Source organism: Frankia sp. R43 (assembly GCF_001306465.1).
Lineage (GTDB): Bacteria > Actinomycetota > Actinomycetes > Frankiales > Frankiaceae > Parafrankia > Parafrankia irregularis.
Genome location: NZ_LFCW01000004.1, coordinates 512,719 through 537,954, shown reverse-complemented (window position 1 = coordinate 537,954; position 25,236 = coordinate 512,719). Strand labels below are relative to the sequence as shown.

Annotated in this window: 25 protein-coding genes and 1 pseudogene; 14 read left to right on the top strand and 12 right to left on the bottom strand. The window is 72.2% G+C overall.

Features of this window, described 5'->3' with window-relative positions:
• Nucleotides 1–4: 4 nt before the first annotated feature.
• Nucleotides 5–718 carry an ABC transporter ATP-binding protein gene (locus ACG83_RS19600; protein ID WP_054567923.1) on the top strand — a complete coding sequence of 238 codons (714 nt, stop codon included), beginning with the start codon at nt 5–7 and terminating at the stop codon, nt 716–718.
• Between the two features lie 88 nt (nt 719–806).
• Here ACG83_RS19600 and ACG83_RS19595 read toward each other — a convergent pair whose 3' ends face one another.
• Both ACG83_RS19595 and ACG83_RS19590 read right to left on the bottom strand, forming a co-directional pair.
• Nucleotides 807–1,295: an SRPBCC family protein gene (locus ACG83_RS19595; protein ID WP_054567652.1), complete on the bottom strand. Its 489-nt coding sequence runs from the start codon at nt 1,293–1,295 to the stop codon at nt 807–809.
• 156 nt (nt 1,296–1,451) lie between these two features.
• Nucleotides 1,452–2,051: a TetR/AcrR family transcriptional regulator gene (locus ACG83_RS19590; RefSeq protein ID WP_054567651.1), complete on the bottom strand. Its 600-nt coding sequence runs from the start codon at nt 2,049–2,051 to the stop codon at nt 1,452–1,454.
• Nucleotides 2,052–2,291: 240 nt separating this feature from the next.
• On the opposite strand from ACG83_RS19590, the gene ACG83_RS19585 reads away from it, so the two are divergent.
• Entirely contained in the window at nt 2,292–3,116 is an 825-nt protein-coding gene (locus ACG83_RS19585; protein WP_054567650.1) for a hotdog domain-containing protein, read from the top strand.
• A 99-nt stretch (nt 3,117–3,215) separates the two neighbouring features.
• On the opposite strand, the gene ACG83_RS19580 is transcribed toward ACG83_RS19585, so the two are convergent.
• Nucleotides 3,216–4,412, bottom strand: a complete 1,197-nt coding sequence (locus ACG83_RS19580; RefSeq protein ID WP_083473379.1) for a CapA family protein — start codon at nt 4,410–4,412, stop codon at nt 3,216–3,218.
• A 515-nt stretch (nt 4,413–4,927) separates the two neighbouring features.
• On the opposite strand from ACG83_RS19580, the gene ACG83_RS19575 reads away from it, so the two are divergent.
• Nucleotides 4,928–5,683 carry an NPP1 family protein gene (locus ACG83_RS19575; protein WP_054567649.1) on the top strand — a complete coding sequence of 252 codons (756 nt, stop codon included), beginning with the start codon at nt 4,928–4,930 and terminating at the stop codon, nt 5,681–5,683.
• Between the two features lie 34 nt (nt 5,684–5,717).
• Nucleotides 5,718–6,383 (top strand): nucleoside triphosphate pyrophosphatase, encoded by a 666-nt coding sequence (locus ACG83_RS19570; RefSeq protein ID WP_054567648.1) that lies wholly within the window; start codon nt 5,718–5,720, stop codon nt 6,381–6,383.
• 77 nt (nt 6,384–6,460) lie between these two features.
• Here the strand turns inward: ACG83_RS19570 and ACG83_RS19565 are convergent, their stop codons facing one another.
• From ACG83_RS19565 to ACG83_RS19550, 4 genes are all read right to left on the bottom strand, one after another.
• On the bottom strand, nt 6,461–7,732 hold the full coding sequence (locus ACG83_RS19565) for a patatin-like phospholipase family protein (protein WP_054567647.1): 1,272 nt from the start codon (nt 7,730–7,732) through the stop codon (nt 6,461–6,463).
• 253 nt (nt 7,733–7,985) lie between these two features.
• A complete protein-coding gene (locus ACG83_RS19560; RefSeq protein ID WP_054567922.1) occupies nt 7,986–8,354 on the bottom strand; it encodes an FKBP-type peptidyl-prolyl cis-trans isomerase in 369 nt (122 codons plus the stop codon).
• Nucleotides 8,355–8,364: 10 nt separating this feature from the next.
• Nucleotides 8,365–9,105: an HAD family phosphatase gene (locus tag ACG83_RS19555; protein ID WP_235498023.1), complete on the bottom strand. Its 741-nt coding sequence runs from the start codon at nt 9,103–9,105 to the stop codon at nt 8,365–8,367.
• A 216-nt stretch (nt 9,106–9,321) separates the two neighbouring features.
• A complete protein-coding gene (locus tag ACG83_RS19550; protein ID WP_054567646.1) occupies nt 9,322–10,908 on the bottom strand; it encodes a helix-turn-helix domain-containing protein in 1,587 nt (528 codons plus the stop codon).
• A 596-nt stretch (nt 10,909–11,504) separates the two neighbouring features.
• On the opposite strand from ACG83_RS19550, the gene ACG83_RS19545 reads away from it, so the two are divergent.
• Nucleotides 11,505–12,614, top strand: coding sequence for a winged helix DNA-binding domain-containing protein (locus ACG83_RS19545; protein WP_054567921.1), 1,110 nt, complete (start codon nt 11,505–11,507; stop codon nt 12,612–12,614).
• Between the two features lie 40 nt (nt 12,615–12,654).
• On the opposite strand, the gene ACG83_RS19540 is transcribed toward ACG83_RS19545, so the two are convergent.
• Genes ACG83_RS19540 through ACG83_RS19520 form a run of 5 tightly spaced genes read right to left on the bottom strand, consistent with a single transcriptional unit; the run spans nt 12,655 to nt 18,697 of the window.
• The gene (locus ACG83_RS19540) at nt 12,655–13,176 is read right to left on the bottom strand and encodes an SRPBCC family protein (protein WP_054567645.1); all 522 of its coding nucleotides are present in this window, start codon (nt 13,174–13,176) and stop codon (nt 12,655–12,657) included.
• A gap of 54 nt (nt 13,177–13,230) precedes the next feature.
• Nucleotides 13,231–14,670 (bottom strand): FAD-dependent oxidoreductase, encoded by a 1,440-nt coding sequence (locus ACG83_RS19535; protein WP_054567644.1) that lies wholly within the window; start codon nt 14,668–14,670, stop codon nt 13,231–13,233.
• Nucleotides 14,667–15,698 (bottom strand): carbohydrate kinase family protein, encoded by a 1,032-nt coding sequence (locus ACG83_RS19530; protein WP_054567643.1) that lies wholly within the window; start codon nt 15,696–15,698, stop codon nt 14,667–14,669. The genes ACG83_RS19535 and ACG83_RS19530 overlap by 4 nt, the downstream gene beginning before the upstream one ends.
• Nucleotides 15,695–16,438 (bottom strand): class II aldolase/adducin family protein, encoded by a 744-nt coding sequence (locus tag ACG83_RS19525; RefSeq protein WP_235498022.1) that lies wholly within the window; start codon nt 16,436–16,438, stop codon nt 15,695–15,697. The genes ACG83_RS19530 and ACG83_RS19525 overlap by 4 nt, the downstream gene beginning before the upstream one ends.
• On the bottom strand, nt 16,439–18,697 hold the full coding sequence (locus tag ACG83_RS19520; protein WP_083473378.1) for an MFS transporter: 2,259 nt from the start codon (nt 18,695–18,697) through the stop codon (nt 16,439–16,441). It abuts the gene before it with no gap.
• Between the two features lie 170 nt (nt 18,698–18,867).
• Here ACG83_RS19520 and ACG83_RS19515 point away from each other — a divergent pair, with 170 nt between their 5' ends.
• From ACG83_RS19515 to ACG83_RS19480, 9 genes and pseudogenes are all read left to right on the top strand, one after another.
• Entirely contained in the window at nt 18,868–19,560 is a 693-nt protein-coding gene (locus tag ACG83_RS19515; RefSeq protein ID WP_054567642.1) for a TetR/AcrR family transcriptional regulator, read from the top strand.
• 144 nt (nt 19,561–19,704) lie between these two features.
• Entirely contained in the window at nt 19,705–20,292 is a 588-nt protein-coding gene (locus tag ACG83_RS19510; protein WP_054567641.1) for a DUF6529 family protein, read from the top strand.
• 17 nt (nt 20,293–20,309) lie between these two features.
• Nucleotides 20,310–20,756: a Rieske (2Fe-2S) protein gene (locus ACG83_RS19505; RefSeq protein ID WP_054567640.1), complete on the top strand. Its 447-nt coding sequence runs from the start codon at nt 20,310–20,312 to the stop codon at nt 20,754–20,756.
• A gap of 14 nt (nt 20,757–20,770) precedes the next feature.
• On the top strand, nt 20,771–21,391 hold the full coding sequence (locus tag ACG83_RS19500; protein WP_054567639.1) for an FHA domain-containing protein: 621 nt from the start codon (nt 20,771–20,773) through the stop codon (nt 21,389–21,391).
• Between the two features lie 130 nt (nt 21,392–21,521).
• Nucleotides 21,522–22,760, top strand: a complete 1,239-nt coding sequence (locus ACG83_RS19495; protein WP_054567638.1) for an MFS transporter — start codon at nt 21,522–21,524, stop codon at nt 22,758–22,760.
• Nucleotides 22,761–22,936: 176 nt separating this feature from the next.
• A pseudogene (locus tag ACG83_RS48000) lies at nt 22,937–23,080 on the top strand (hypothetical protein); the annotation flags it as partial.
• Between the two features lie 17 nt (nt 23,081–23,097).
• Complete coding sequence (locus tag ACG83_RS19490) at nt 23,098–23,673, top strand: hypothetical protein (RefSeq protein ID WP_235498021.1); 576 nt, start codon at nt 23,098–23,100, stop codon at nt 23,671–23,673.
• Nucleotides 23,674–23,742: 69 nt separating this feature from the next.
• Nucleotides 23,743–24,567 (top strand): MBL fold metallo-hydrolase, encoded by an 825-nt coding sequence (locus ACG83_RS19485; protein ID WP_054567636.1) that lies wholly within the window; start codon nt 23,743–23,745, stop codon nt 24,565–24,567.
• A gap of 59 nt (nt 24,568–24,626) precedes the next feature.
• Entirely contained in the window at nt 24,627–25,211 is a 585-nt protein-coding gene (locus ACG83_RS19480; RefSeq protein ID WP_152991443.1) for a GNAT family N-acetyltransferase, read from the top strand.
• The last annotated feature ends 25 nt before the right edge of the window (nt 25,212–25,236 follow it).

Genomic DNA, 25,236 nt, shown 5'->3' with positions numbered 1-25,236 from the left:
CACGATGCTCAGCTGTTCCGGGCTTGCCGGTGGCCGCGGCGCGACCACCGTGTTCCGCGACATCGACCTCACCGTGGACGCGGGCTCCGTGCTCGCCCTGCTCGGGCCGAACGGTGCCGGCAAGACGACGCTGCTGCTGACCCTGGCCGGCCTGCTGCCGGTCAAGGGCGGCACGGTCAGCCTCGACGGCAGGCCGCTGCGCGGTGGGCGGCCGAACGTCGCCAACGCGGCCGGTGTCGTGCTCGTCCCGGACAACCGATGCCTGTTCAACACGCTCACCGTCGAGGAGAACCTCCGCGTCGCGGCACGCCGCGGCGGGCCCGAACCGAGGGCGATGCTGGAGATCTTCCCGGACCTCGAGAAACGCTGGAGCATCCCGGCGGGGGCGCTTTCCGGCGGCGAGCAGCAGATGCTGGCACTGGCGCGGGCGTTGATCCAGCAGCCGAAGGTCCTGCTCGTGGACGAGCTCAGCATGGGTCTGGCGCCGCTGGTCGTCGCGGCCCTGTTCCGGACCGTCCAGCGGATCGCCGACGAGCACGGCTGCGCGGTGCTGCTCGTCGAGCAGCATGTCGACCTCGCGCTCGGCGTCGCGACCCAGGCGGCCGTCCTGCGCCGGGGCGAGGTCGTGCTCAGCGGCCCGGCGGCGGAGCTGGCCGGGGACTCGGGGCGCCTCGAACAGGCCTACTTCGGGGCCCCCGAGCCGGAGCCCAGCCGGTGAGCGGGCCGGGCTGCCGGGGCGTTGTCAGGCTGAGCTGGCGATGAGGGTGCTGCGCTGACGACGAAGTGGAGAGCCGTCCGGGTGCGGGTCAGCCCGCCGACTGCGGACGGCTCTCCACCGTGCGCGCCAGAATGCCCAGGGTCGCGCGCAGCGCCGCCTCCGGGATGACCGGAAAGATGCCGGCTCCCCGGTAGGCGTCGTCGATCTGGCTCCAGTCGTAGTAGGAGGTCACCGCCGTCCCGATTTCGCTGGGAGCCAGCCGGTAGCCGTAGAGGTGGCGAATCGGCGGATCGATCAGCCCGCTGATCGTCCATTCGATCAGGGCGTCCCGCTCGAACCGGGTGATCGTCACCGTGACGTCGTACTTTCCGAGCGGATAGTCGTTGAGGGATTCCCGGTCCATGTGGACGACGAAGTGGTCGCCGACCCCCGCCACCGGGTCGCCGTCCGCCGACTGCAGCATGCCCGAGCTGTCGATCGCGACATGCCCCCGCGGATCGCACAGCACGGAGAAGACCTGCGCGGGTGATGCGGCGATCTGGCGCGTCACCTCGAAACGTTCGGTTTCCTCGCTCATTTTCTCCTCGTCACTCCTGGTCGATGCACAGCGGCCGGGCGCGGTCCGCTACCACGGATATACCGGGAATCCCGGCCACGCGCCGAACCGGTGTCTGGTTACCTGTCACCTGCCGCATGATCAGGCGGTGAGCCGGCGTCGAGCGGTGGGCCGGCGTCAGGCGGTGAGCTGGCGGAGCGTGGTGAGGATGGCCTCGTAGGCCAGCGCGCTCGCGGTCTGCCAGTCCCGCCGGGCGTCGGTGACGACAGCAGCCGTGAAATGCGAGCTGAGATGGGCGCTGACGGTCGTGACCAGCTTCGCGGGCGGATCCTGGTCGCCGCCGCTCGCCTGCCAGAGCGTCTGGGTGATCTCGCTGATCCGGGAGTGCCACTGGTGGAGCAGGTCGGCCTGCACGGCCGCGAGGTCCGGCGGCAGTTCGGACCGCGACGCCAGCTCCCAGTAGCCGGGGCCGATCGAGTCGTTCATCCGGTGGGCCGCCTCGCAGGTCGCTCGCAGCCAGTGCTCGGTGCCCCCCTCGTATACGGGCAGCTCCCGCAGGTAGGCGTCCATCGCCGTGCGGAAGCCGCTGGCGATGAGCTTCTCGCGGGTGCCGAAGAGACGGAACAGGGTGCGGCGGCTGACGCCGGAGGCCTCGGCCAGCTGGTCCATCGTCGCGTCGAGACTGTTCTCGATGACGAAGCGCCGGGCAGCCGTGAGCACGTGGTCAAGCGCGGCCTGCCGCTTGGCCTCGGCGAGCGGCCGTTCAGTCACGGTCATTCACCCACGCTAGCCCCCGACACTTATCGGTGCCATTGCTGGCACTGCTGAATGTCAAGATTTGTTGTGCCGTTTGGCCGTGTTGCCGGGCCGCGTGGGCACCTTCTCGCGGTCGGTCCCGCCTGCGGGGCCCGGTCGCCCACCGAAGGGTCGCTTGCGGGTGAGCAGCGGCGGGTGCGACGGTGGGCGGAGCAAGCGGCTGTCGATCGGCCGCCTTTCACGGCCTGCGGGGGAATCGCCATGACATCGACTGCGCCCGCAGGGCCCGCTGACCCGGCGCCCGACGAGGCCGGCACCGGGACGGACGCCGGGCCGCGGCGCCACATCGTCGCAGAGCTCGGCATGCAGACGTCCGGTGAGGGCACGACGCGGCGCGGCCAGGCGGAGGTCAGGCCCGAGGTGTGCCTGCCGGGAACCTCGCTGCTGCGGACGTCCGTGCTCGCGACCTGGGCGGACGTCCTGGCCGGCGCGGTGGCCGCGCAGGCGAGGTACCCACGCATCTCGGTCACGCTGGAGCTGGAGGTGCAGGTCCGTCGCACGCCGCGGGTCGGTGACCGGGTGGAGGCCGTGGCCACCGCGATCAAGATCGGCCAGACCGTGACGGTGTGCGAGACCCGCTTCTTCGACGGTCGCACCGGGGAGCTGGCGGCGCTGTCGTACGCGTCGTTCGTCGTCTCACCGAACCCGGCGCACGTCTTCCCGGCCGGATTCCCGAAACTGAGCCCGGCCAGCACCGTGCTGACCGAGCCGCTCGCCGACCGTGTCGGCCGCACGGTCACCAAGCCCGGCGAGATCGAGATGCCGCGCCGGCTGGACGGACTGAACTCCTCGGGCGCGATCCAGGGCGGCCTGGTGGCCTTCGCCGCCGAGGAGGCGGTGCTGTCGCTGCTCGACGAGCCGGCGGACCTGCTCTCCCTGAACGTCCGCTACCTGCGCCCGATCTCCACCGGGCCGGCGCGCGCCACCGCCCATCTCCACGGCGGTTTCGCCGACGTGGAGATCATCGATGCCGGGACGGGCAAGCTCACCACCCTCGTGACCGCCCGGCTGCCCACCCCGGACTGACCGACCCCGGACCGGCCGACCCGGACCGGCCGACCCGGACCGGCCGACCCGGACCGGCCCGGCACCGCTGTTCGGCTTCCGGGCTCGGGCCCGTCTGGTTCACGGTCGGAGTTCCGGTGGCGATGTCCGCAGCCGCAGTTCGAGCCGGTCGATCAGGGGGTCTCGCGGTGGCCCCGCGAACCGGGTGCCGAAGCCGCCGCTGATCCGTTCGAGGAGCGTACGAAGCCAGACGGTATCCGCGTGCTCCGCGTACTCCAGGCGCATCCGCCGCGCACGCAGGGGAACAATCCGCAGCCCTGCCAGGCCCGCGTCGCCCGCGTCGACGTCGAAGGAGACGAAATAGGCCAGCCGCAGATCGTCCCGGTACTGCTCGTAACCCGTGATGCCCTCGTAGTCGTTGACGAAGTCGCCGCAGCCGTAGAGGACGAGCCTGTCCCGGTACACCTCGACCGGACGCGGATGGTGCGACGAATGCCCGTGCACGATGTCCACACCGCCGTCGATCAGCCGGTGCGCGAAGGCGATCTGCTCGTCACTCACACCGTAGCCCCAGTTGGATCCCCAGTGGATGGACGCGACCACGAGGTCGGTGGGGTGTTTCACCCGCCGGACGCGGGCGGTGACCTCGGCCGCGGCGGCCTCGGAAAAGTCGGGGACGACGTCGACACCGGGCCGGGCCGCTGTCGCGGCCCACGTCGGCGGAACGCCGCTGGAGGGCGTGCCGAAGGAGAAGACCACCACCCGCCGGCCCGCGCCGATCCCCACCGCGGCGGGGCGGTGTGCCTCGTCGAGACGGACTCCGGCTCCCGCCACTGTCAGCCCGGTCGCGGACAGCGCGTCGAGGGTCTCGACGAGTCCCGCCCGGCCGAAGTCGAGCACATGGTTGTTCGCCAGTGCGCACACGTCAGGCCGGGCAGCGGCCAGGCAGGGCAGGTTCGCCGGGTTCATTCGATAGTGGACCAGCTTGCTCGGGTCCGCGTCGTCGCACCGGGTGATGCTCGTTTCGAGGTTCACCACCCGAACGTCGGGCCGGACCTCGTCGAACACGGACAGCGCCTCGCCCCAGGGCCAGGCGAAGCCGACCGGACGGGTGACCGGGCCGTTCGCCGCCTCCGCCATTCCCACATAGGTGCGGGCATCACGGACCAACGGCTCTGAAAGGCGCGGGTCGCCGGGATGCGGCAGGATCTGGTCCACGCCGCGGCCGAGCATCACGTCGCCGCACAGAAACAACGTCACCCGCCGTCGTCGGCGGGTCTGCCGTGGAGACACGGTCAACACCTCACCTGGCCACATCGTCCGTGACCTTCGACCGAACGAATTTCAGTTTTCGGAGCAAGGCGCAAAAATGCGATGCCGGCCTGCCTTCTCCCGCGATTTCCACCCGGTCCGGCTGGGAAGGGAATCGCCCGTTCCCTCACGGTAGCCGCGCCGGGCCACCGGTGCTCGCCCGCGGGCGGCCGGGCGGTCCCATGCGGTGACGGTCACGTGGTGGCCGGCCCGGCGGCTGCCCGGCCGTGGCATCGGCCGCGATGACGCCTCCGCCAGCTCATCGGTAATCTTCCGTACGCGATTCGTTCCCGTGTTCTTCGGCTGGTGTCGGTGGCCTGGCCATGAATTCGATGCCGTGCCGGCCGGGAAAGCGGATCGAGGCTCTCCCGCAGTGCTCCGACCTGCGGCCTTCCAATATTCTCCCGCGCTTCATCGTGGCGAAATGTTTTGCGTCTCCGGCGGCTGATGGTTGATCAGAGAATGGGTGCCGCACGCCTACCCGACCGCCTGACCCGTGCCGCGGTCGACCAGGAGGAGAAGTGTCGAGAAAGAGAAGGCGGCTGAGGATCACGTTTGTCCTCGGCTGCGCCGCCGCGCTGGTGGGTTTCCTCGGTGGTGTCGCGCTCGCGGCCCCGCCGGCGGCGCTGCCTGCCAATGCCGATTCCTTCGAGCAGACCTTCCAGCCGGCTTACGACTATGACACCGACGGCTGCTACTCCACCCCCGCGATCGGTCCGACCGGAGTGCTCAACGGCGGGCTCAACCCGTCGGGTGCGCTCAACGGGCAGTGTCACGACGCGAGTGACCTCGACAACACCAACGGCTATTCGCGGTACAAGTGCAACAACGGCTGGTGCGCGATCATCTACGGGCTCTACTTCGAGAAGGACCAGGCGACGGTCGGGGGCCACCGGCACGACTGGGAACACGTCGTCGTGTGGGTGCAGAACAACCAGGCGCTGTATGTCTCGACCTCGGCGCACGGCAACTTCAACATCTACCCGAGCAGCCAGATCCGCTGGGACGGTACACACCCGAAGATCGTCTACCACAAGGACGGTCTGAGCACGCACTGCTTCCGTCCCGCGAACTCGGGCGACGAGCCGCCGGAGAACGCCTACCAAACCTGGCAGTATCCCGACCTGGTCGGCTGGAACGGTTACCCGGCCGGCATCCGTGACGCCCTGTCCGGGGCCAACTGGGGCAGCGCGGTGTTCGGCCTGAAGGACGGCAACTTCAACAACCACCTCGCGTTGGCGAAGCCGGCAGGAATAGCCTTCGACCCGAACGCCTGACCGTTTCGCGGCCCGAGGCGGGGCGGCCGGTAGCGTGGGCGCCGTGGCTGGCTACCGGATCATCCTTGCCTCGGGATCGCCGCGCCGTCGCGAGATCATGACGAGGATGGGGCTCGCCTTCACCGTCGTCACCAGCGGCGTGGACGAGACGGTCGAGAGCTATGACGATCCGCCGGACTTCGCCCTTCAGCTTGCGCGCCGCAAGGCACTGGCAGTCGCAGCTACCGGGCCAGTCGCAGCTACCGGGGCAGCCGCGGGTACGGAGGCGGGCTTCGCGCGGGACGCGCTGGTCATCGGCTGCGACACGATCGTCGAGCTCGACGGGAACATCCTCGGCAAGCCGACGGACGAGCAGGACGCCACGCGGATGCTACGAGCCCTGCGCGGCCGCACGCACCGGGTCATCACGGCCGTGGTGGTGGTGCACGGTGAGTCCGGCACCGACCTGGGCCGGAGCACGACCACCGCGGTGACCATGCGCGACTTCGGCGACGACGAGCTTGCTGCCTACGTCGCCTCCGGCGAGCCCTTCGACAAGGCGGGCAGCTACGCGATCCAGGGCGCCGGCGGTGCGTTGGTGGCGCACTACGACGGTGCCTACGACAACGTCGTCGGCCTCCCCGCGGATGTCGTCGTCGCACTGCTGCGCGACGCCACTGCCGCCGCCTCGTCACACCGGCGCTCAGCTGGCCGAAGGTAGGCACCGGCGGCACCTTCTGAAGCGGCAGGCCGGGGAACCTTCCGGCCGGCTCTCCACGCCCTCCGGGGAGAGCAGTGCTATTCCGGCGACTTCTTCGTGCCGCTGGTGCTTCTGGTGCTTCGCGTGCCTGTTGTGCCGGGTCCGGCGGAAGCGCGTTTACCGTCTGTGCGGCGGGTCTGTGCGGCGGGTTTGGCACCTGCGGCGGACGTCGTCGGGTGGGCCGACGTCGCGGAGCGTGGAGCCTTCGCGGCGGCGGCGGCTTTCGCGGCTGTGGATTCCTTCGCGGTGAGGGAGGCCGTCGCCGCTGCTGACCTGGCGGCGTCCGCCGCGGCCGCGGCCTCCTGCCCGCGCAGGGCGGGATCCAGGAGGAACGCGGCGGCGGCCGCCTGGCCGCGGTGGAGCAGCATCTGCCGCCCGGCCGCGCTGAGCCCGAAGTCGGTGATGCCGACACCCGAGGTATCGATCTCCATCGTCCGGTAGCGCACCCCGAACCGGTCCATGTGGGTCTGGTCGTGCCCGACGAGGGCGGTGGCGACGACGGCCTTCAGCAGATCCAGGGGCGCCGGGGTCGGGAGAAGGCGCAACAGCGGCGAAAGGTCCCCGAGCCCTCCGGGCAGGTCGGGGAACAGGCTGACACCGATGGTGGGCCAGCGGGCGGGCTGCCCGTCCGTCCGGTCGAAGATGTCGATGGGGAAGTTCGACAGCACGCCGCCGTCCACGATCGTGGACGTGGTGCCCTCCAGCGGATTGTGCAGGGTGCACGGTTCGAAGTAGAACGGGATCGACGCCGACATCCGCACGGCGTCGGCGACGAGCTGGGTGTCCGGGTCGAGCCCGAGGCGGGGGTAGTCCCACGGCAGGCGCAGCAGGCGGCCGTGGGTGACGTCGGTGGCCATCACCACCAGCCGGTAGCGGTGCTCGGCCGGCAGGTTCGGGTCGGCACCGGAATCGCGTCGGCGCAACTGGCCGAACGTGGTCACCCCGAGCCGGTCGAGCTCCTGGTACATCCAGCCGTGCAGGTAGTCGCCCCGGTAGGCCCCGCTGCGAGTGGCGAGGCCCAGGCTCTCGCTGATGCCCGGCAGCCAGGGCGGCATCCGGTCGGGGACCCGGGCGAGGTCCAGCCGGTCGATGGCGGACCGCAGGCCCGCGCTGTCCGCCCCGGCGGCGACGAGTGCGGCCCCCACGGCACCGACGGAGGTACCGGCCGCCCGTTCGAACGTGTAGCCGGCTTCGAGCAGGTGCATCACCGCCCCGGCCGTCGCCAGGCCTTTCACCCCGCCGCCCTCGAGGACGAGATCGGCTCGGAGCGCCGCCTGCGAGGGCGACGACGACCGCGATGCACTGGGCACGTCCGGCCAGCCTCCCTCGAGTCGCTCCCGCCGGGCGGCGGGGCGACGGCCGCGGCTGGCCGGCCGGTGCCGTCCGGGGGCGTTCGGCGGCAGCCGGACGGCTGCCGTTTCCCGCTCCCGCGGACGATGTCGCCCCCGGGCTCCCGAGGCAAGGCGTGGCCCGTTCCCGCGTTTGCGCCACGCACCCGCGCAACGGTGTGCGGCCTGGACGGAACCCGGCGAGAACGGGCCGGCGGGACGAATGCCCGGCGCGTCAGTTGACGCTGAGCAGGTCCACCACGAAGACGAGGGTCTCGTTCGGCTTGATCTGGCCGCCGGCGCCCCGGGCGCCGTAACCGAGGTGCGGGGGAATGACGAGCTGGCGCCGGCCGCCGACCTTCATTCCCTGCACGCCCTGATCCCAGCCGGAGATCACCTGGCCGGCACCGAGCCGGAAGCGGAAGGGCTGACCGCGGTTGTACGAGGCGTCGAACTCCTCACCCGAGCTGTGCGCGACGCCGACGTAGTGGACGGAGACCGTCTGCCCCGCGGTGGCCTCGGCGCCGGTGCCCTCGGTGATGTCCTGGACGACCAGGTCGGTCGGCGGGGTCGGGTCGACGAAATCGATTTCGGGCTTCTCCATGAGCCCCACCCTAGTGAGCGGCCCGACGTTCACCCGCCACCGAGGTCGGCGGTGCGGTCGGCGCGGCCCGCGGTGCGGTCGGTGCGGCGGGCGGGAGGCCGAGCACGCGCCGCAGATGCGGGGCGGTGAGATCCCCGACGGTGAGGTGGGAGGCCAGGACGAGCTGCGGGCGCCCGGGCACGCCGATGACGAACATGCCGGCGGCGCGGGCGGCGTCGACCCCGGGAGGTGAGTCCTCGATGGCGATGCTGCGTGCCGGCGGGGCGCCGAGCGCGGCGCAGGCCCGCAGATAGATGTCGGGATGGGGTTTGGGCTGGTCGGTGTCCTCCCCGCCGAGGACGGCGGTGAAGGCGTCGGTCAGGCCGGCGCCGGCCAGATGCTGGTGGACGAGGTCGCGGGGGGCACTGGAGGCGACGGCCAGTGGGTAGCCGAGCGCGGCGAGCTCGCGAACCAGGTGGACGGCACCCAGGCGGGCGGGCGCGCCGGCGGCGAGCTCGGCGGTGACGAGGTCGAGGATGTCGCCGATCAGCCTGCTGCCGTGGTGGTCGGGGAAACCGAGCGCGGCGGTGAGGACGCGGCCGACGACGGGCAGCGGCTGGCCGATGAGGGTGTCGTGATGGTCGGGGGTGAAGACGCGGTCGTGGTGGCCGAACAGGGTGGAATAGGCCCGGTGCCAGCAGATCTCGCTGTCGACCAGGGTTCCGTCGCAGTCGAACACGACGGCGGACGGCGGCTGTGTCGGTGGCGTCAACGCGCTCTCCTCCATGCCGGTTGGTGCGGGGCCAGTGGGTGCTGGGCCGGGTCGGTGCTGGGCCGGTCGGTGCGGGGCCGGTGGGTGCCGGCTGGACGGACGCCGCGGGCGCCGTCCCCGCGGACCGTAGCCGGAGGGTCCGACATTCCCGGGAAACCGGCAAGGCCGCCGACGGGTGCGCCGCGCCGTGGCACGTCGCCGGATCGGCGTCCCGGTTCAGGGCACCGACCAGAGCCGGGTGGTGCGGTCGATGCCCGCGCTGGCGAGCGTGTGGCCGTCGGGAGCGAACCGCACCGTCAGCACCCAGCCGTTGTGGCCGGTCAGCGGATGGCCCAGCGGCTTCGGGCGGGCTGGGTCGGAGACGTCCCACAGTCGGATCGCCGCGTCGAAGCCTCCGGTGGCCAGGGTCCGGCCGTCGGGGGAGTAGGCGAGGGACCAGATCCGGTTGGTGTGCCCGCGCAGCGGACCGGCGAGCAGGCGCGGCCGCGCGGCGTCGTCGAGGTTCCACAGCTGGACGGAGCCGTCGGCCTCGCCGACGGCGAGCACCCGGCTGGCCGCGGCGGGTGGCCGGCCGTCGGCGGTGCGCGCCGGGCCGTCGGTGGTGGGCGCGGGCCTGCGTGGAGCGAACGCCACGGCGTAGGCGGGTGTGGGCGTCGCGGGCCCCGGCGGCAGCCTGCGCGGCGCGTGCCGGTCGGAGACATCCCAGAGCAGGATCGTGTCGCCGTTGCCGCCACCGGCCAGGATCCGGTCGTCGGGGGAGAAGGCCACCGAGGTGACATACGTGGTGTCACCGGAGAGCTGGGCGGTCTGGCTTGGACTGCCGCTGCCCGCCAGGTCCCACAGCCGGATCGTCCGGTCGTCGCTGCCGGTGGCGAGGGTGCGCCCGTCGGTGGAGAACACCACCGACCAGACGGGTTTCGTGTGCCCGGCGAGCGCCTGCCCCGCCGATGCCGGCTTCCTGCGGTCGGTGACGTCCCAGAGCCACACGTTGCCCTGCCAGTCGCCGCCCGCGAGGGTCCGCCCGTCGGGGGAGAAGGCGACCGTGGTGACACCCGCCTGTGGCCCGGTCAGTTCCAGCGCGAGGCGCCGGGGCGACGCCCGGTCGGTGACGTCCCACAGCGTCACCTGGCCGTCCCGGTTGCTGGTGGCCATCAGCTGCCCGTCCGCGGTGAACACCGCGGACAACGCCCAGTCGCCGCCCGCGGTGAGCGGACGCCCGAGCTGCTGTGCGGCCGGCCCGGCCACCGCTGCGTCCTGGTCGGGCAGGGCCGTCACCACCACGGCGGCGCCGGCTGCGCCGAGGAACAGCAGGACGGCCGCGAGCACGGCACCACGTCGTCGACGCCGCGGGCCCGGCCCGAGCGCCAGCACCGTCCGCAGGCTCCGGCGACCGTGGCCCGCCGGCGGACCGGACGCCCCAGGTGTGGCCGCCCCGTGCGCGGGTGCCTCGGGCGCAGGCGGCTCGTGCGCAGGCGGCTCGGGCGGATTCCCGGCGGGCCGCTCCGGGGCGCTCGCGGGCTGGCCGTCATCCAGCGGAGCGTCGGCCGGCCCGGTGCCTGAAGGAGGCGCTTTGACGCCTTCCCAGAGCCGGAACAGCCGAGCGATCTCCTCGTTGTCCGCACCGCACAACCGTGCGATGCGTTCCAGCGTTCCGAACTCCACCGGAATCGTCCGGCCGGTGCAGTAGCGGTGCACGGTGGACTTGCTCGCGTTGACCCTCCGGCCGATCCATTCGTAGTTGTGGCCGCTGCGCTGCTTCAGCTCCGACAGGAGTGCACCCAGCTCCTCGGAGTGTTTTGCCATCCGGACTGGCCCCCCAGCAAACGCGCACGGTGTCTAACGGTGGACATTCTGTTACCGCCGGGTCGCGTCAGTGACGGACCACGTCCCACATCGCCAAGATTACCGCAGGTCAGCGCGGGTCGGCCGTCCCATCTCGCTGCTCCTCCCCGGACGCGTTGTCAGGTGCGCCGCGCGGCTGACAGAATTTCGGGCGGGCACCGGTGGCCAGCGCATCCGAGGGTGTCCCGAAGGAATTCCAGAACGTGTGATGTGAAGTGTGGGAAATTCACCTCGGCCGGTGGAGGAATTGGCGCGAGGAAATTTGGTACCGGCGGGTGCGAAGAAGTCGAGAAAGCATACCGTGAAATGCTTCGCGCCAGGCACCGGCCGAGCGGAGCCGCGGCGGTGGCCACCTCACCTGGATGGCCGGCGCACGCCCGGCGCGACCGTCCGGCCGGGTACACCGCGCCCGGGTGCCGGGTGCCGGGTGCCGGGTGCCAGGTGCCCCAGGCCTGTGGTCATGCCATCGGGGGGTGGCATGACCGCGGACCCGGGGCACCCGGACCGTCGCCTCGCGGGAGCCGAACTTGTCGGCGGTGCCTCCTATCGTGGCGGGCATGGTCGATGAGGTGGCACGGGCGGAGGTGCTGGCGTTCCGGGCGCACGCCCAGCAGCTGGATGGCGCGGCGGCCGCGCCGGGCGGCGCGGCCGTGCTCGACTTCGGCGTTCAGGACACCGGGCCCGACGGTGGGCGGTGGGCGCTGGCGATCCGAGGTGCCGGGGCCACTGCCGGCCCCGGCCCCGGTGGCGGTGAGCTGGCGACGGTGTGGACACTGCGCGGCGCGCCGCATCTCTACCGTCGAGAGGATCTGCCCACCGTGGCCGCGGCCACCGCGCCGTACTCGGAGGCCGACGCCGCGAAACGGATCTTCGATGCGGCGCGGCCGCTGCGCGCCGCCGGCATCAGTCCGCTCGTCGCGTTGGACTCCGTCGCGGCGGCGATGCGCGGGCTGGTCACCGGTCCGATGACCAAAGGCGAGGTGTCGGCTCGGCTGGCTGAGCTGATGGGCCCGCCGTACCTGCGTTTCTGCCGGCCCTGTCAGGCCACCCACCTGTACGAGCAGCCGTTCCGGCTCGCGGCGCTGCGCGCGGGCCTGGAGCTTGTGCCCGGTACCTCGCCGCCGGTGCTGCGGCCGATCCCCGGGCTCATCCCGGCTGCCACGGTGCCCGCGCGGTTCGACGTGATCCGGGGCTATCTGCGTTTTCTGGGCCCGGCGGCACCGAAGCAGGTGGCGGAGTTCCTCGACGCTCCGGTGAAGGAGATCCGAGCCCGCTGGCCCGCCGACGCCGTCGAGGTGTGCGTCGAGGGCGAGGCCCGGTGGATCCTCGCCGAGGACAGGGATCGCCTGGGGCAAGGTGCTGTCACCTCGACCCGGCTGCTGGGGCCCTATGACCTGTTCCTGCAGGCTCGGGACAGGGCGTTGCTCGTCGGCGACCAGGCACGGGCGAAGGCCCTGTGGCCGGTGCTCGGCCGGCCCGGCGCCGTGCTCGTCGGCGGAGAGGTCGCCGGCCTGTGGCGCCCGCGGCAGACCGCCGGGAAGCTGCGGCTGAACCTGACGATGTGGCGCCCGCTCACCCAGGCCCTGCGCGCCTCGATCGACGCTCAGGCCGAGCGGCTCGCCGCCTTCCGGCAGGTGCGGCTCGTCGGTGTGGAGGCCGTGGACTGATCAGCCGTCGTGCCCACTGATCAGCCGTCGTGCCCACTGATCAGCCGTCGTGCCCTGCGGGCTCGTCGCCCTCGGCGATGATCAGGTCCTCCAGGGCGCGCATGGACGTCTGGAACGAACGGCGCAGGCCGGGCTGTTGCAGGCGGTCGATGAGCCGGCCGATCGGGCCGAGGCCAGGCCGGTAGCGCACCGTGTAGGTCAGCCTGGTGCCCAGGCCGTCGCCGACCGGGACGGGCTCGACGTCGAACACGTTGGTCATGTCGTGCATCGGGGCGAAACCGGTGCCGGTGTCGACCCGCCGCCGGGGTGGGTCGAGCTCGCGGACCGTCCAGGTCGATCGGGTCGTCAGCGGGCCGACGGTGCGGTTGCGTTCGGAGTAGGTGCGCCCGACCGTCGCCTCGCCGTGGTGGTCGGTGACCTCCAGAACTCCGGCGACCCATTCCGCGTACCGGCCGGTGGCGCTGAGGACCTCCCAGACCCGCTCCGCCGGAACGGCGAGCACGGCCGTCTCGCTGACCTCGCTGACCTCACTGACCTCACTGACCTCGCTCGCCTCACTCATCTCGTTGCTCCTCGCGGTTGCCGGGCGGTTGGCGGTGTGGCACCTGATCCTGGGTCAGTCCGTGGCGGCGAGGATCGCCTGGGCGGATTCCCGGCCCGAGCGCACCGCGCCGTCCATGTAGCCGTTCCAGTAGTCGGCGTGTTCGGCACCGGCGAAGTGGACCCGGCCGAACGGCCGGTCCCGCCAGGGCCCGAACGCGGTCAGCACCCCCGGGGCGGCGACCGCGGTGGGGCCGCCGAGGGTCCACGGCTCGGCCGTCCAGTCCTGCTCGAAGTAGGACCGGGGCCGCAGCGCCCGCCGGCCGACGACCTGCGCGAACGCGCGCAGCACGGCGCCGCGGCGCTCGCGGGCCGGGCGGTGCGCCCACGCCCGCCACTGCGGGCCGCCGAGAAACCCCATCAGCACCCCCGGGCCGCCGCCCTCGCCGCCGCCGTCGCCGGGCGGGGAGTTGTCGAACATCGAGCAGACCGTCGACCCGGCGCGGAACACCCCCTGGCCGCTGAGTCCGTCGGCCCGCCAGAACGGCTCGTCGTACACGGCCTCGCACTTCGCCAGCGCTCCGAAGGACAGCCGTTGGAACAGGGCGTCCTGCTGCGGTGGCAGCCGCGGGGACCAGGCGAGCCGCGAGGCGAGCACCGGCGGGGTCGCGACCACGGCGTGCCGAGCCGTCCACGTGCCGCGCTCCGAGCGCACGGTGACCGACCGGTCGCCCTGCTCGATGCCACGTACCGGTGTGCCGAGCTGCACCCGCCCGTCGAGCCGTTCGGCCAGGCGCAGCGCCAGCAGCTGGGAGCCGCCGTGGAAGCGCAGCTCCTGGGCGCCGCCCGCCCCGGCGATGCCCCGGTCGATCGTGCCGGGGTGCCGCTCGTCGCCCATGCCGGCGATGTAGTGGAGGCTGAACAGCAGCGACGCCTCGGCCGCCGTCCCGCCGTAGGCCGAGCGGAGGAAGACGTCTACCAGCTCCAGCCCGCCGGTGCCGGCCGTGACCCGCCGCAGCCAGGTCGCGAAGGTCATCGCGTCGAAGCGTCGGGCGTGCCGGGCCGTCCACGGCGCGTCGATCGGAACCGTGCGGGCCAGCTGGTTCATCCGGGCCATCGCGAGCCCCAGGCCGGGCAGCGCCAGCGGGTCCGGCGGGATGTCGCCGCCGAACCGGCGAGCCCGGCCACGGTGGACGTACACGCTGGCCCCGTGGGCGTAGGCGGGGAACGTCGCGACGCCGAGATCGGCGGCCAGGCCCAGCACCTGGTTCTGGGTGGGCCCGACGAACTGCCCGCCGGCCTCGACGACCTGCCCGTCGCCGAGATCGTGGTTGAGCAGGCGCCCGCCGACCCGGTCACGGGCCTCCAGCACGACGACGTCGCGGCCCGCGGCCCTCAGCGCGTCCGCCGCCGTCAGCCCGGCGAGGCCGGCGCCGATCACGGCGACGTCGACCCTTCTCGGCGGGCTGACCGGAGTCCCGCCCACGGCGGTCCCGGCGGTGGTACCGCTGCTCATGGCCGCACCGCGTCCGCACCGCCCGGAAGCGCTGCACCGTCGGGCAGCGCCGTACCGTCGGGCAGCGCCGCGGTGGCGGCGGTCGCGGCGAACTCCTCGACGGTGCGCAGGTCGAAGTCGCCGTGGTCGGTGCCGAGACCGGCCGCGGTGAACGCCGCGCTCGCGCAGCCGAGCACGGCGGCCTCCCGCGGCGTCCGGCCGAGCGCGAGCGCGCGCAGGAAGCCGGCGGAGAACGAGTCGCCGCAGCCGGACGTGTCGACGACGTCGACCGCGAACGCGGGGACGCGGTGCACCTCGTCGGCGGTGACGACGACGGCTCCGGCGGCACCCGCGGTGGCCGCCACGCAGCCCACGCCGCGGGCGAGCAGCGCCCGGCAGGCGGCGACGAGATCGGGCTCGCCGGTCCAGCCGAGGACCTGCTCGTCGTTGGGCAGCAGGTAGTCGACGTGCCCAAGAGCGCCCGCGATCCAGTCGAGCATGCCGGGGTCGGCGGGAGCGAGCGAGTCCAGCGAGGTCGTGACGCCGTGCTCGCGGGCGAAGGCGAGGATCCGGCCGGCGGCCTCCCCACCCATGAACTCCGGCCCGCCCAGATGCAGGTGGGTGGCGGCGGCGATGGCGTCCCACGGCGCGTCGTCCGGGCCGTATGTGCCGTTGGCGCCGATCACATGGAAGGCCGGTCGCGATCCGTCGGGGCGGATCGGCAGCACGCTGGCGGACGTCTGCGCCCCGTCGCGCCGCACGATCAGCGACGTGTCCACCCCGGCACGGCCCAGCAGGGCGAGCAACTGGTCCCCGATCGGGTCGGTGCCGACGGCACCGGCGCTGCGCACCCGCGCTCCCAGCCGGGCGAGCACCAGCGCGGTGCCCCCGGCGGGGCCGGCGGCGGACACCCTGATCTGGTCGACCAGCAGCCCGTCCTGCCCGGCGGGAATGCCCTCGACCGGGCGCACGAGCGTGTCGAGCACATGTGCGCCGAGCGCCACGACGTTCATCTCGCCCGGTGCGTCCAGCTCGGATGTCGCGGTCATCGGGATGGACGCTCCTCGGCTGCGGTGGGACGTGCTGCGGTGGGATGTGCGGATCGGCTGGTGCCTGTGGATCGGGTGGTGCCTGCGGATCGGGTGGTGCCGTAGCCGCGCTGCGTCGCGGCGTTGACCACCGCCAGCTGCGCGTCGGTGCCCAGGGCCTTCGGGGTGCCGATCGCCGCGGCGCGCCAGTACAGCTCGCAGGCCCACTCGAGCAGCTCGGTCTGCTCGACGGCGCCCTGCAGAGTGGCGGCATGGGTGACCGCGCCATGATTGGCCATCAGCGCGGCGGCCCGTCCGTCCAGAGCCGCCAGCACGGCCTCGGCCAGCTCCGGCGTGCCGAACGTGGCGTAGGGCGCCACCCGCACGCTGCCACCGAGCAGCAGCATCTGGTAATGCACGCAGGGGACCTCGTCGACGACCAGGCCGACGGCAGTGCTCAGCGGCGCGTGGGTGTGCACGACGGCGCCGGGGTCGTAGCGGCGGTAGATGCCCAGGTGCAGGGTGAGCTCCGAGGTCGGGGCGAGGTCGCCGTGCACGATCCGGCCCTCGAGGTCGACGACGGTGACCTGCTCGGGGGTCAGCTCCTCGAACCGGGCCCCGGTCGCGGTGATCGCGACCTGCCGCGCGCCGACGCGCATGCTCACGTTGCCCGCGGTGCCGACGACCAGGCCGCGGGCGGCCAGGCTCCGGCAGGACGCCGCGATCTCGGCCCGGGCGGCCTCGACAGCCGTCGACGACATCTACCCCTCCTCCTGCGGCTGCTCCGCGGGCGGATTCATAGCCGTCGTCGGTGCGGCGGGGGTGGCGACCGGCGCCGCGGTGGTCGCCGTGCTCGCGGTGGCCGGGGAGGAAGCCACGGTGGCTGGGGAGGCCGCGGTGGCGGTGAGGCGGGCGAGCTCGCTGTCGACGACTGCCTGGTGCACGGCGGCGATCCGGCGCGCGGTCCGCGGCCGCCAGGCCCCGACCATCAGGAAGATCATCGGAATGAACACGACCTCGCCGGCGACCGCGATCCAGAAGTAGGTCTGCCACTGGCCCGGTGCGTCCTCGGCGGCCTGCTGCACCCGCGGGCCCTGCTTCTCGAGGTAGCGCAGGACGTCCTGCACCGTCGGGTTCTCCAGCACGGTGCCGTACTCGTCGAGGAAGGCGAGGTCGGCGGCGGGCACCGCCGAAAGCGCCGTCAGATCGTCGGCGGACTTCAGCACCGCGACGCCGTCGGAGACCAGGAAGCGCAGGTCGTCGCCGGGCAGTGCGAGCAGGGCGGTCAGCCGGGCCTGCGCCTGCTCCGGGGTGACGCGCAGGCCGGTGGTGAGCTGGTCGGCGGCCTTCGCCCGCACGGCGGGGTCGTTGGTGCCGTTGGTGCCGGCGGGGTCGGCGACCAGCGCCTGGCGGGTCGCCGGGTCGAGCGCCCGCAGCGCGGCGGTCTCATCGACGTGTGACTCGCTGAGGAGAACCGCGCGGACCACATCGTCGACGCTGCGCCGGGACAGCTCGCTGACGGCACCGGCCTGGACCATCAGATCGTCCGGCTTCGCCGTGAGCGCCTCCTGGGTGGCCCGGCTCAGCGCGCCCGCCGTCGTGATCTCCGCCTGATAACGCTCGGCCAGCGTCTGCGCCCGGTCGACGATGCCGGGATCGGCGGCGACGGCCTTGACCACGGCGTTCTGTGCCGCGTCCAGGCGTGGGTCGGTGCCCGCCACGATCGCCTGCACCGCCGGTCCGTCCTGCACCAGCGGGTTGACCGTGGTGACGACATACGGAAGCAGGAACGTCGACAGGGTCACCACGGTGCGGATCGTCAGCCCCCACACCGACAGGCCGGTCGCGGTGAGCGCCGGGTTGCGCCGCTCCACCGTCTCGGTGAACCCGGCCATCCACGGCCCGAACGCCAGCCCCAGCGAAAGCCCGAGCGGGACGAGGATCGCGACGAACGTGTAGTAGCTCGTCCCGGACTGCCCGGTGCGGTCGATCAGCAGCAGCGTGGTGACGATCGCGCCGAGGGCCCCGACGAGCATGAACGGCTTGCGCACACCGAGCCGGTCCGAGCACAGGCCGATCAGGATCAGCGCCACGGTCTGGGTTCCCCACATCCAGTTCCCGAGCGCGTTGGCCTGCGAGGTGGAGAAGCCGAAGACGGTCTGGAAGAAGATCGGGAAGAAGCCGACCGCGACGAAGTAGATGAACAGGAACACGCTGATCGCGATCGCCGAGCCGACGATGTCGACGTGCAGCATCTGGCGGTAGGGGCGGTGCAGCGCCGCGTCGACGTCCAGCCCGCGGGCCCGCGCCTCGACCAGCGTGCGGTCGCGCTCAGTGACGAGCACCTGATCGCGCAGCGCCGGCGCGAGCTCCCGCAGGAACAGCAGCGACAGGACGAACACGCCGAGCCCGACGAGCCCGGCGATGACGTACTGGTCCTGCCAGTCGTGGATCTCGTCGGCGGTGTTGCTCACCACGGCGCTGGTGACGAGGCTGCCGGCGACGGGGCCGATCGTCCAGAACCCCATCGCGGTGGCGCGCCCCACCTGGGGGCTGAAGTCCCGGACGAGGGCGGCCGTCGCGACGAGCACGGTGCCCTCGAACGCGCCGAGCAGGGTGTAGCAGACCGCGACCGCCCACGCGCCGCTGGCGAGAGGGAAACCGACCAGGCAGGTCAGCGCGCACAGCAGCACCCCGACGGTCACCACGTTCGCCCGCCCGTAGCGGTCACAGACCCCGGCGGCGACCGACGTCAGCGCGCTCGCGAGCGCCGAGACGACGTTGATGTTGACGAAGAAGCGGAACGACATCCCGGTGCTCTGCAGCACCTGCTCGCTGACGCCGCTGATCAGGTAGTACTGGTAATAGAACAAGATCGTCGTGAGGACGGCGATCGACAGGTAGGTCAGCCGGGCCCGCGGGGCGGGGAAGTGGGCCAGCTCGCGCCGCCACAGGCGGGCGACCCCGATGGCCGGGTCGTCGGAGCGGGGCGACCGGCCGGTGTACGTCGCAGTGCTCATCGCGCGTCCTGTCGGTGGTGGTCCGTCCCGGGCTGGGCCTCGCCGGAACGATGCGCGGGACATTAACCTGAAAGTGATTCACCTTCAAGTACGTCATTCGGTGCTACCGGGACATCGGTCGCGACCGGACACACAGAACACGCGACAGGACATCAGGAGGCGACACGGCGATGACGGCACCCGACGGCGAGGCCCTCGCCACGGCACGGCTCCCTTCGCTGCGCACGACACCGCAGCAGGCCCGCGGCCGGGCGAAACTGGCCCGGATGCTCGCCGCCGCCGACCAGATCATGGCGACCGAAGGCGCCGACGCGGTCACCACGACCAGGCTCGCCGCCGAGGCCGGCATCTCCGTCGGCACCGTGTACCGCTACCTGCCGCACCGCGGTGCCGTCATCGAGGCGCTGGCCCAGCACTACCTCGGCCTGCTCGAAGCCCAGCTCGAAGCCCTGATCGGCGCGTTCGAAGCTGGTGAGTGGGGGCGGGCGGACCTCGTCGGTGACGCCGTCGACGCCTTCGCCGACTTCTACCGCACCCATCCGGGGTTCCGTGCCCTGTGGTTCGGCCGGCACCTGACCGCCGAGACCCGCGATCTCGACCGCGCGCACAAGCAGGCCATGGCCAGCCGGCTCGCCGTCCTCGTCGCGCAGGTGACCGGCCTCGACGGCGACGACCTGCCACGGGTGAGCCAGGTGCTGCAGCTGGCGACCGACGCGGTCATCCAGGAGGCGTTCCGGGCCGACCCGAACGGGGACGAGGAGCTGCTCCGTGCGCTGAAGACCATGCTGCGCGGCTATGTCGCGGAACTGCGGGCGGGGTCCGGACGCCGCCGGTCCGCACACCAACCCGACCGCGCTGGGTGATCTTCCGGGGCCTCGCCGAGGTCACCGACGCCGCGGCACCTTTCTTTCCCTACGTTTGCCTGTCGTTCGATTGACGCTCCTGCGTTCGAGTTGGTCTTCTCCTGCATAGTTCGCCGAACAAGTTCCTTTTCTGAAGGGGGGCGGATGGAGCTCGGCGTCAAGACCGACGGCTCACGCTCAGCGGAGAACACGCGCTCGGCCGGGGCCGGGTTCGCGGTGGCCCTGCTGGCAGGCGCGGCGGTCGCGCTCTCGTTGGGCGTGTACGCGAAGGCCCACGACCCGGCGGCGCGTCCGTTGTTCACACTCGGCTTCTCCGGAATGCTTCCGATGAAGGCCTGGCTCACCACCGCCGCGGCGGTGCTGCTCCTCGTGCAGCTCACGACCGCACTGTGGATGTGGGGGCGGCTTCCCGGCGCTGGCAGCGCTCCGGCCTGGGCGGCCCCGACGCACCGGTGGAGCGGCACCCTGGCCTTCGTGCTCACGCTCCCCGTCGCGCTGCACTGCATCTGGGCGCTCGGGTTCGCCAGCGACGAGACCCGCACACTCGTCCACAGCCTGGTCGGCTGTGGGTTCTACGGCGCCTACGCCGCGAAGATGCTGGGCCTGCGGACCCGGCGGCTGCCCGGCTGGGCCCTGCCGGTCCTCGGCTCCGCGGTTCTCCTGTGCCTGCTCGTGCTCTGGCTCAGCGCGTCCCTGTGGTTCTTCACCCGTCCCGACATCCCGAAGTTCTGAGAGAGGCCGACAGAGACATGGCACAGGAAGCAGCGACACGTCGTGCCGTGCTGCCCGGCCTCGCGGTGACCGTGGCCGCCGCCGCCGCAGGCTACGGGGTGACGGCGAACAGCAGCGCGGCGGACGCCAAGTCCGTGACCGCGGCGGCCAACGGCGGTGCGACCGCACCGGACACCCAGGGCCCACTCGCCCAGCTCGCCGACATACCCCAGAACGGAGGGCTGGTCCTGCGCGACGAGGGAATCGTCCTGACCAGGGACGGCGGGGACAACGTCCATGGGTTCTCCGCTGTCTGCACGCATCAGGGGTGCACGGTCTCCTCGGTCGACCAGGGGCAGATCATCTGCCCGTGCCACGGCAGCAGGTTCGACGCCTCCACGGGTCAGCCGGTTGCCGGCCCTGCCAAGAAGCAGTTGCCGCCGGTCAATGTGACCGTTCGTGACAGCGCTGTCTTCGGCGTGTGAGGGGAGACGGACACGTGAACCTGACCAGCATCCGGGTGACCACGCCCGCGGGCACGGTGGAACTGAGCCCGGACCGTTCGCATGTGATCGGCCGCGGTCGTGAGGCGGACGTCCCGTTGACCGACACCAAGGTCTCCCGCCGTCACGTCGAACTTGTCCCAGAGCCGGGCGGGTGGATCGCCCGCGACCTGAGCTCCAACGGAATCTGGCGGGACGGCACCCGGAGCCGACAGGTGGTCGTCCACGGCGAGGTCGTCCTTCACCTCGGCGGCAGCAACGGCCCGCGGATCGTGCTGTGGGCGGCGCAGCCGCGGCCTGATCCCGAGCCGCGCGGCGCTCGCCCGGCGCCGCCGACGAAGGACAACTCCGAGGCCCAGACCGTTCTCGCCGGCCCGGGCGCACGGATGGCGCCGCCACCCCCGGCGGTGCCCGCCGGTGCCTGGGGCGGAGCGTCCGCAGGGGCTCCCGGAGGCGTGGCCGGCCCGGCGGGCGCACCGCCGTCACAGCCGGCCGGTGCTCCCGCCGGAACCGGGACCCCGGCGCCCGCTCTGGCGGGTCTGATGCGGATGCTGCCGACGCTGATCTGGCTCGCGGCGGTCGGCTTCACCCTCGGAGCCCTGGTCGCGTTGTCCTGACCGGCGCGGTGATGTGACTTTCGCAGGCGTCGGGCCGGTCGGGCCGGGAACGCGGGATTCTCGGGAAGGATCTGGAGCACGGGCGGCCGTCCCCCGCCGCCGGCGGTGGTCGGCCGCGTGGAGGAGGACCGTGAACCCGTTCCGTTCGCTGCGCGTGCGCAATTTCCGGCTCTTCGTCGCCGGGCAGATCCTTTCGGTTGCCGGCACCTGGATGATGGTGGTTGCCCAGGACTGGCTGGTGCTAGACCTGACCGACGACTCGGCGAGTGCGCTGGCCGTCGTGACCGCGCTGCAGTTCACCCCGTCGCTGCTGCTGATGTTGGTCGGGGGCCGGCTCGCCGACCGCTACGACAAGCGGCTCCTGCTCACCGCGGCGAACGTCGCCTCCGGTGTGGTGGCGTCGGTGTTCGCGGTGCTGGTGCTCAGCGGCGGCGTGACCCTGTGGCAGATCCAGCTGTTCGCGCTGGCGCTGGGTGTGGTGAGCGCGGTGGAGACCCCGACCCGGATGGCGTTCATCAGCGAGCTGGTCGGGCCGGAGCTGCTGCCGAACGCGTCGGCGCTGAGCGCCGCGTACTTCAACGTCGCCCGGGTGGTGGGGCCGGCGCTGGCCGGTGCGTTGATCGCCGCCGTCGACGCCGGGCCGGTGATGCTCCTCAACGCGGTGAGCTACCTGGCGACCGTGGTCGGGCTGCGCATGATGCGTCCCGAGGAGCTGCGCCGGTCCGCACGCCCGGCGGCACGGGCCCGGATCATCGACGGGGTGCGCTACGTGCGGTCACGCGAGGACCTGCTGCTTCCGCTGGTGCTCGTCGGGGCGGTCGGCCTGTGTGCGATGAACTTCCAGCTCACGCTGCCCCTGCTGGCCAGGACGGTGTTCCACACGGACGCCGCCGCGTTCGGGCTGCTCACCACCGCCTTCGCCGGCGGGTCGCTGCTGGCGGCGCTGGTGACGACCGGGCGCCGCACCCGGCCGTCGGCGGAACTGGTCAACGGCGCGGCGCTCGGTCTCGGCGTGGTGATGACACTGACCGGCTGGGCCCCGACGTTCGCGACCGCCGCCGTCGGCCTGTTCGCCACCGGGTTCGCGGTGATCTTCTTCGCGCAGGCGGCGAACCACCGGATCCAGCTCGGCAGCGACCCGGCGTTCCGTGGGCGGGTGATGTCGATCTACTCGACGATCATGATCGGTTCGACGCCGCTGGGCTCGCTGTTGGTCGGCGCGCTGGCCGAGGCGGTCAACGCGCGGGCCACGATGTGGTTCGGCGGAGCCGCCTCCCTGGTCGCGGTCGGCGCCGTCCACACGGCCGGCCGCCGTGCCCGCGACGGTCGTCCACTTCCCACCCCGGCCGAGCTCGCCCGGAACGCGTGAAGCCTCCCTTTCTCCGGACCCTCGCGTCTGCCGCACGCCGCACCGGCCGGTGTACCGCGGCGCCGTGTCGGGACGTCACCCTGCTGTTCTGATTGCTTTATCGCAATCTATGGATTGTCCGTAGTGGGTTTCGCGATCGAATCGTGATCGGTTGGATCCAGACACCCCATCCCAGGATGGGTTTTCGGGCTCGCGTCAGCCATACACTCGGCCGCTATGTCGCCTCGCACGGTTGCGAACCGCGGCCGGTGACCGCACCAGGCGGCGGGCCTGCCGCACCTGGCTGGTATCCCGACCCGCAGGGGCGCTTCGTCCACCGCTATTTCGACGGCAGCGGGTGGACGGACCAGATCGACGACGGTCGCGGCTGGCACGGGCCGGAGTCCGGCTGGCCGACACAGCTCCGCCCGGGCCCGGTCCCGGCGCGGGCGGGGAGGGGCGGGGCGGTGGAGGGGACGGGCCGAGCACCGCCGGCGTCACGGTGGTGCTGCTCGGCGCCCTCACGATGATGCTCGGCCTGTTCTCCCTGCCCTGGCTCTCCGACGAGGGCGAGACGGCATCCCTTGAAGACATCCGTGTGCTCGTCGACCGATATGTGGAGGACGCGCCGGGAATCGTCGGGCCTTACTTCGGCGTCGGCGTCTTCTTCGCCGCCTTCGGTGTCCCGATCGTGGCGCTGGCCGCCGTGTTCGCCCGCGGACCGCTGCGGCGGGCGTTTATGGTGATCACCGGCGTCGCGGGCGGCCTGGCCGTGGTCTGCCACCTTCTCGCCTGCCGTGATCTGGTCGACGGCCACGTCGAGGAGTACAGCGCCGGCCCGTGGGTGGCCGGGGCCGGGATGGTGATCACCGTGGTCGGTGCGTTGCTCCCGCGACCCCGGGCACCGCGGCTCGATCCGATCGGCCCCCGGTAGCGGGGGCCGAGGTGCGCGGGTAGCGTCCGGCCGGGTCGTGGGCCGCTCGCGAGTGGAGGACGATGCGCCATGGGCACAGAGGTCGACGAGATCGCCGATGGCGTCTACCGGATCTCCACCTTCTTCCCCGAGGTGGCCGGGCCGGCCGGGTTCACCTTCAACCAGTTCCTGATCGCCGCCGAGGAACCGCTGCTGTTCCACACCGGTATGCGCCAGCTGTTCCCGGAGGTCTCCGCCGCGGTGGCCCGGGTGGTGCCGGTCGAGCGGCTGCGCTGGATCGCCTTCGGCCACCTCGAGGCGGACGAGTCCGGCGCCATGAACGAGTTCCTGGCCGCGGCCCCCCGCGCCCAGGTCGCGCACGGCCAGCTGGGCTGCGAGATCTCGCTGCGTGACCTCGCGGACCGCCCACCGCGCTCGCTCGCGCACGGGGAGGTCCTCGACCTCGGTGACCGGCAGGTGAGCCGCCGGGCCCGTCATTTCGACACGCCGCACGTACCGCACGGCTGGGACTCCCGGGTGTTGTTCGAGGAGACCACCCGGACGCTGTTCTGCGGGGATCTGTTCGCCCAGCTCGGCGACGGCCCCGCCGTCACCGACGACGACCCGGCCGACCTGGTCGAACGCTGCCTGGACGCGGAAGCGGCCCTGCGGCAGACCTCCTGCCTGACGGCGGCGACGTCCACCCTGCGACTGCTCGCCGAGCTGGAACCGCGAACACTCGCCGTCATGCACGGGACGTCGTGGCAGGGTGACGGCGCGGCGGCGCTGCGCAGGCTCGCCCTCGGTCTGGAGGAGCGGTTCAGTCCGGAGGCCGAGTTCGCCTGGCGGCCGAGCGTCCTCGCCGCGCCCGGCGGCACGGGGCACCCGCAGGTCGTCGACGCCGTCCGCCGTTAGATCCGCACGGCATGGTCGCCTCACCCGCACCGCGGTGACCGTTCTGCGACGGTAGGGCCGTGAGAACCCCGCATCCGCCGCAGCCCGGGTATCCGCTGCGCATCGCCGGCGCCGCTGTCACACTCCGCGAGTTCGACCGCGATGACACCGGGCGTGCCCACGACATCGTGGGCGATCCACGGGTCACCGACCAGCTCTCCTTCGACGCGAAGAGTCTCGAGGAGGCCGAATTCATGGTCGCCGGCATTGTTGAGCGCGCGCACCGGGAGCCACGGACGGAGTTCTATCTCGCCGTCGATCACGGCGGTGCGTTGGTCGGTTTCGTGAGACTCGGTCTGGCGGGAGTTCACGCCGCCAAGCTCGGGTATGCGATTCGCGCCGACCGGTGGGGGCGTGGGCATGCCACCGACGCGGTCCGCACCGTTCTCGGCCTTGGCTTCGGCGTCCTGAATCTCCGTCGGATCAGTGCCGCGATCGGCCCCGACAACCTCGCGTCCGTCGCGGTTGTCGAGCGGCTGGGCTTCACCCGGGAGGGGCGGATCCGGGATCACGTTTTCACGAACGGTGCCTGGCGGGACAGCATCCTCTACTCGTTGCTTCAGCCTGAATGGGAGGCCGCGGCCCGCGGGTCGCGGCCGAGATGACAGGGAAGGCCGTGCTTCGGGTCAG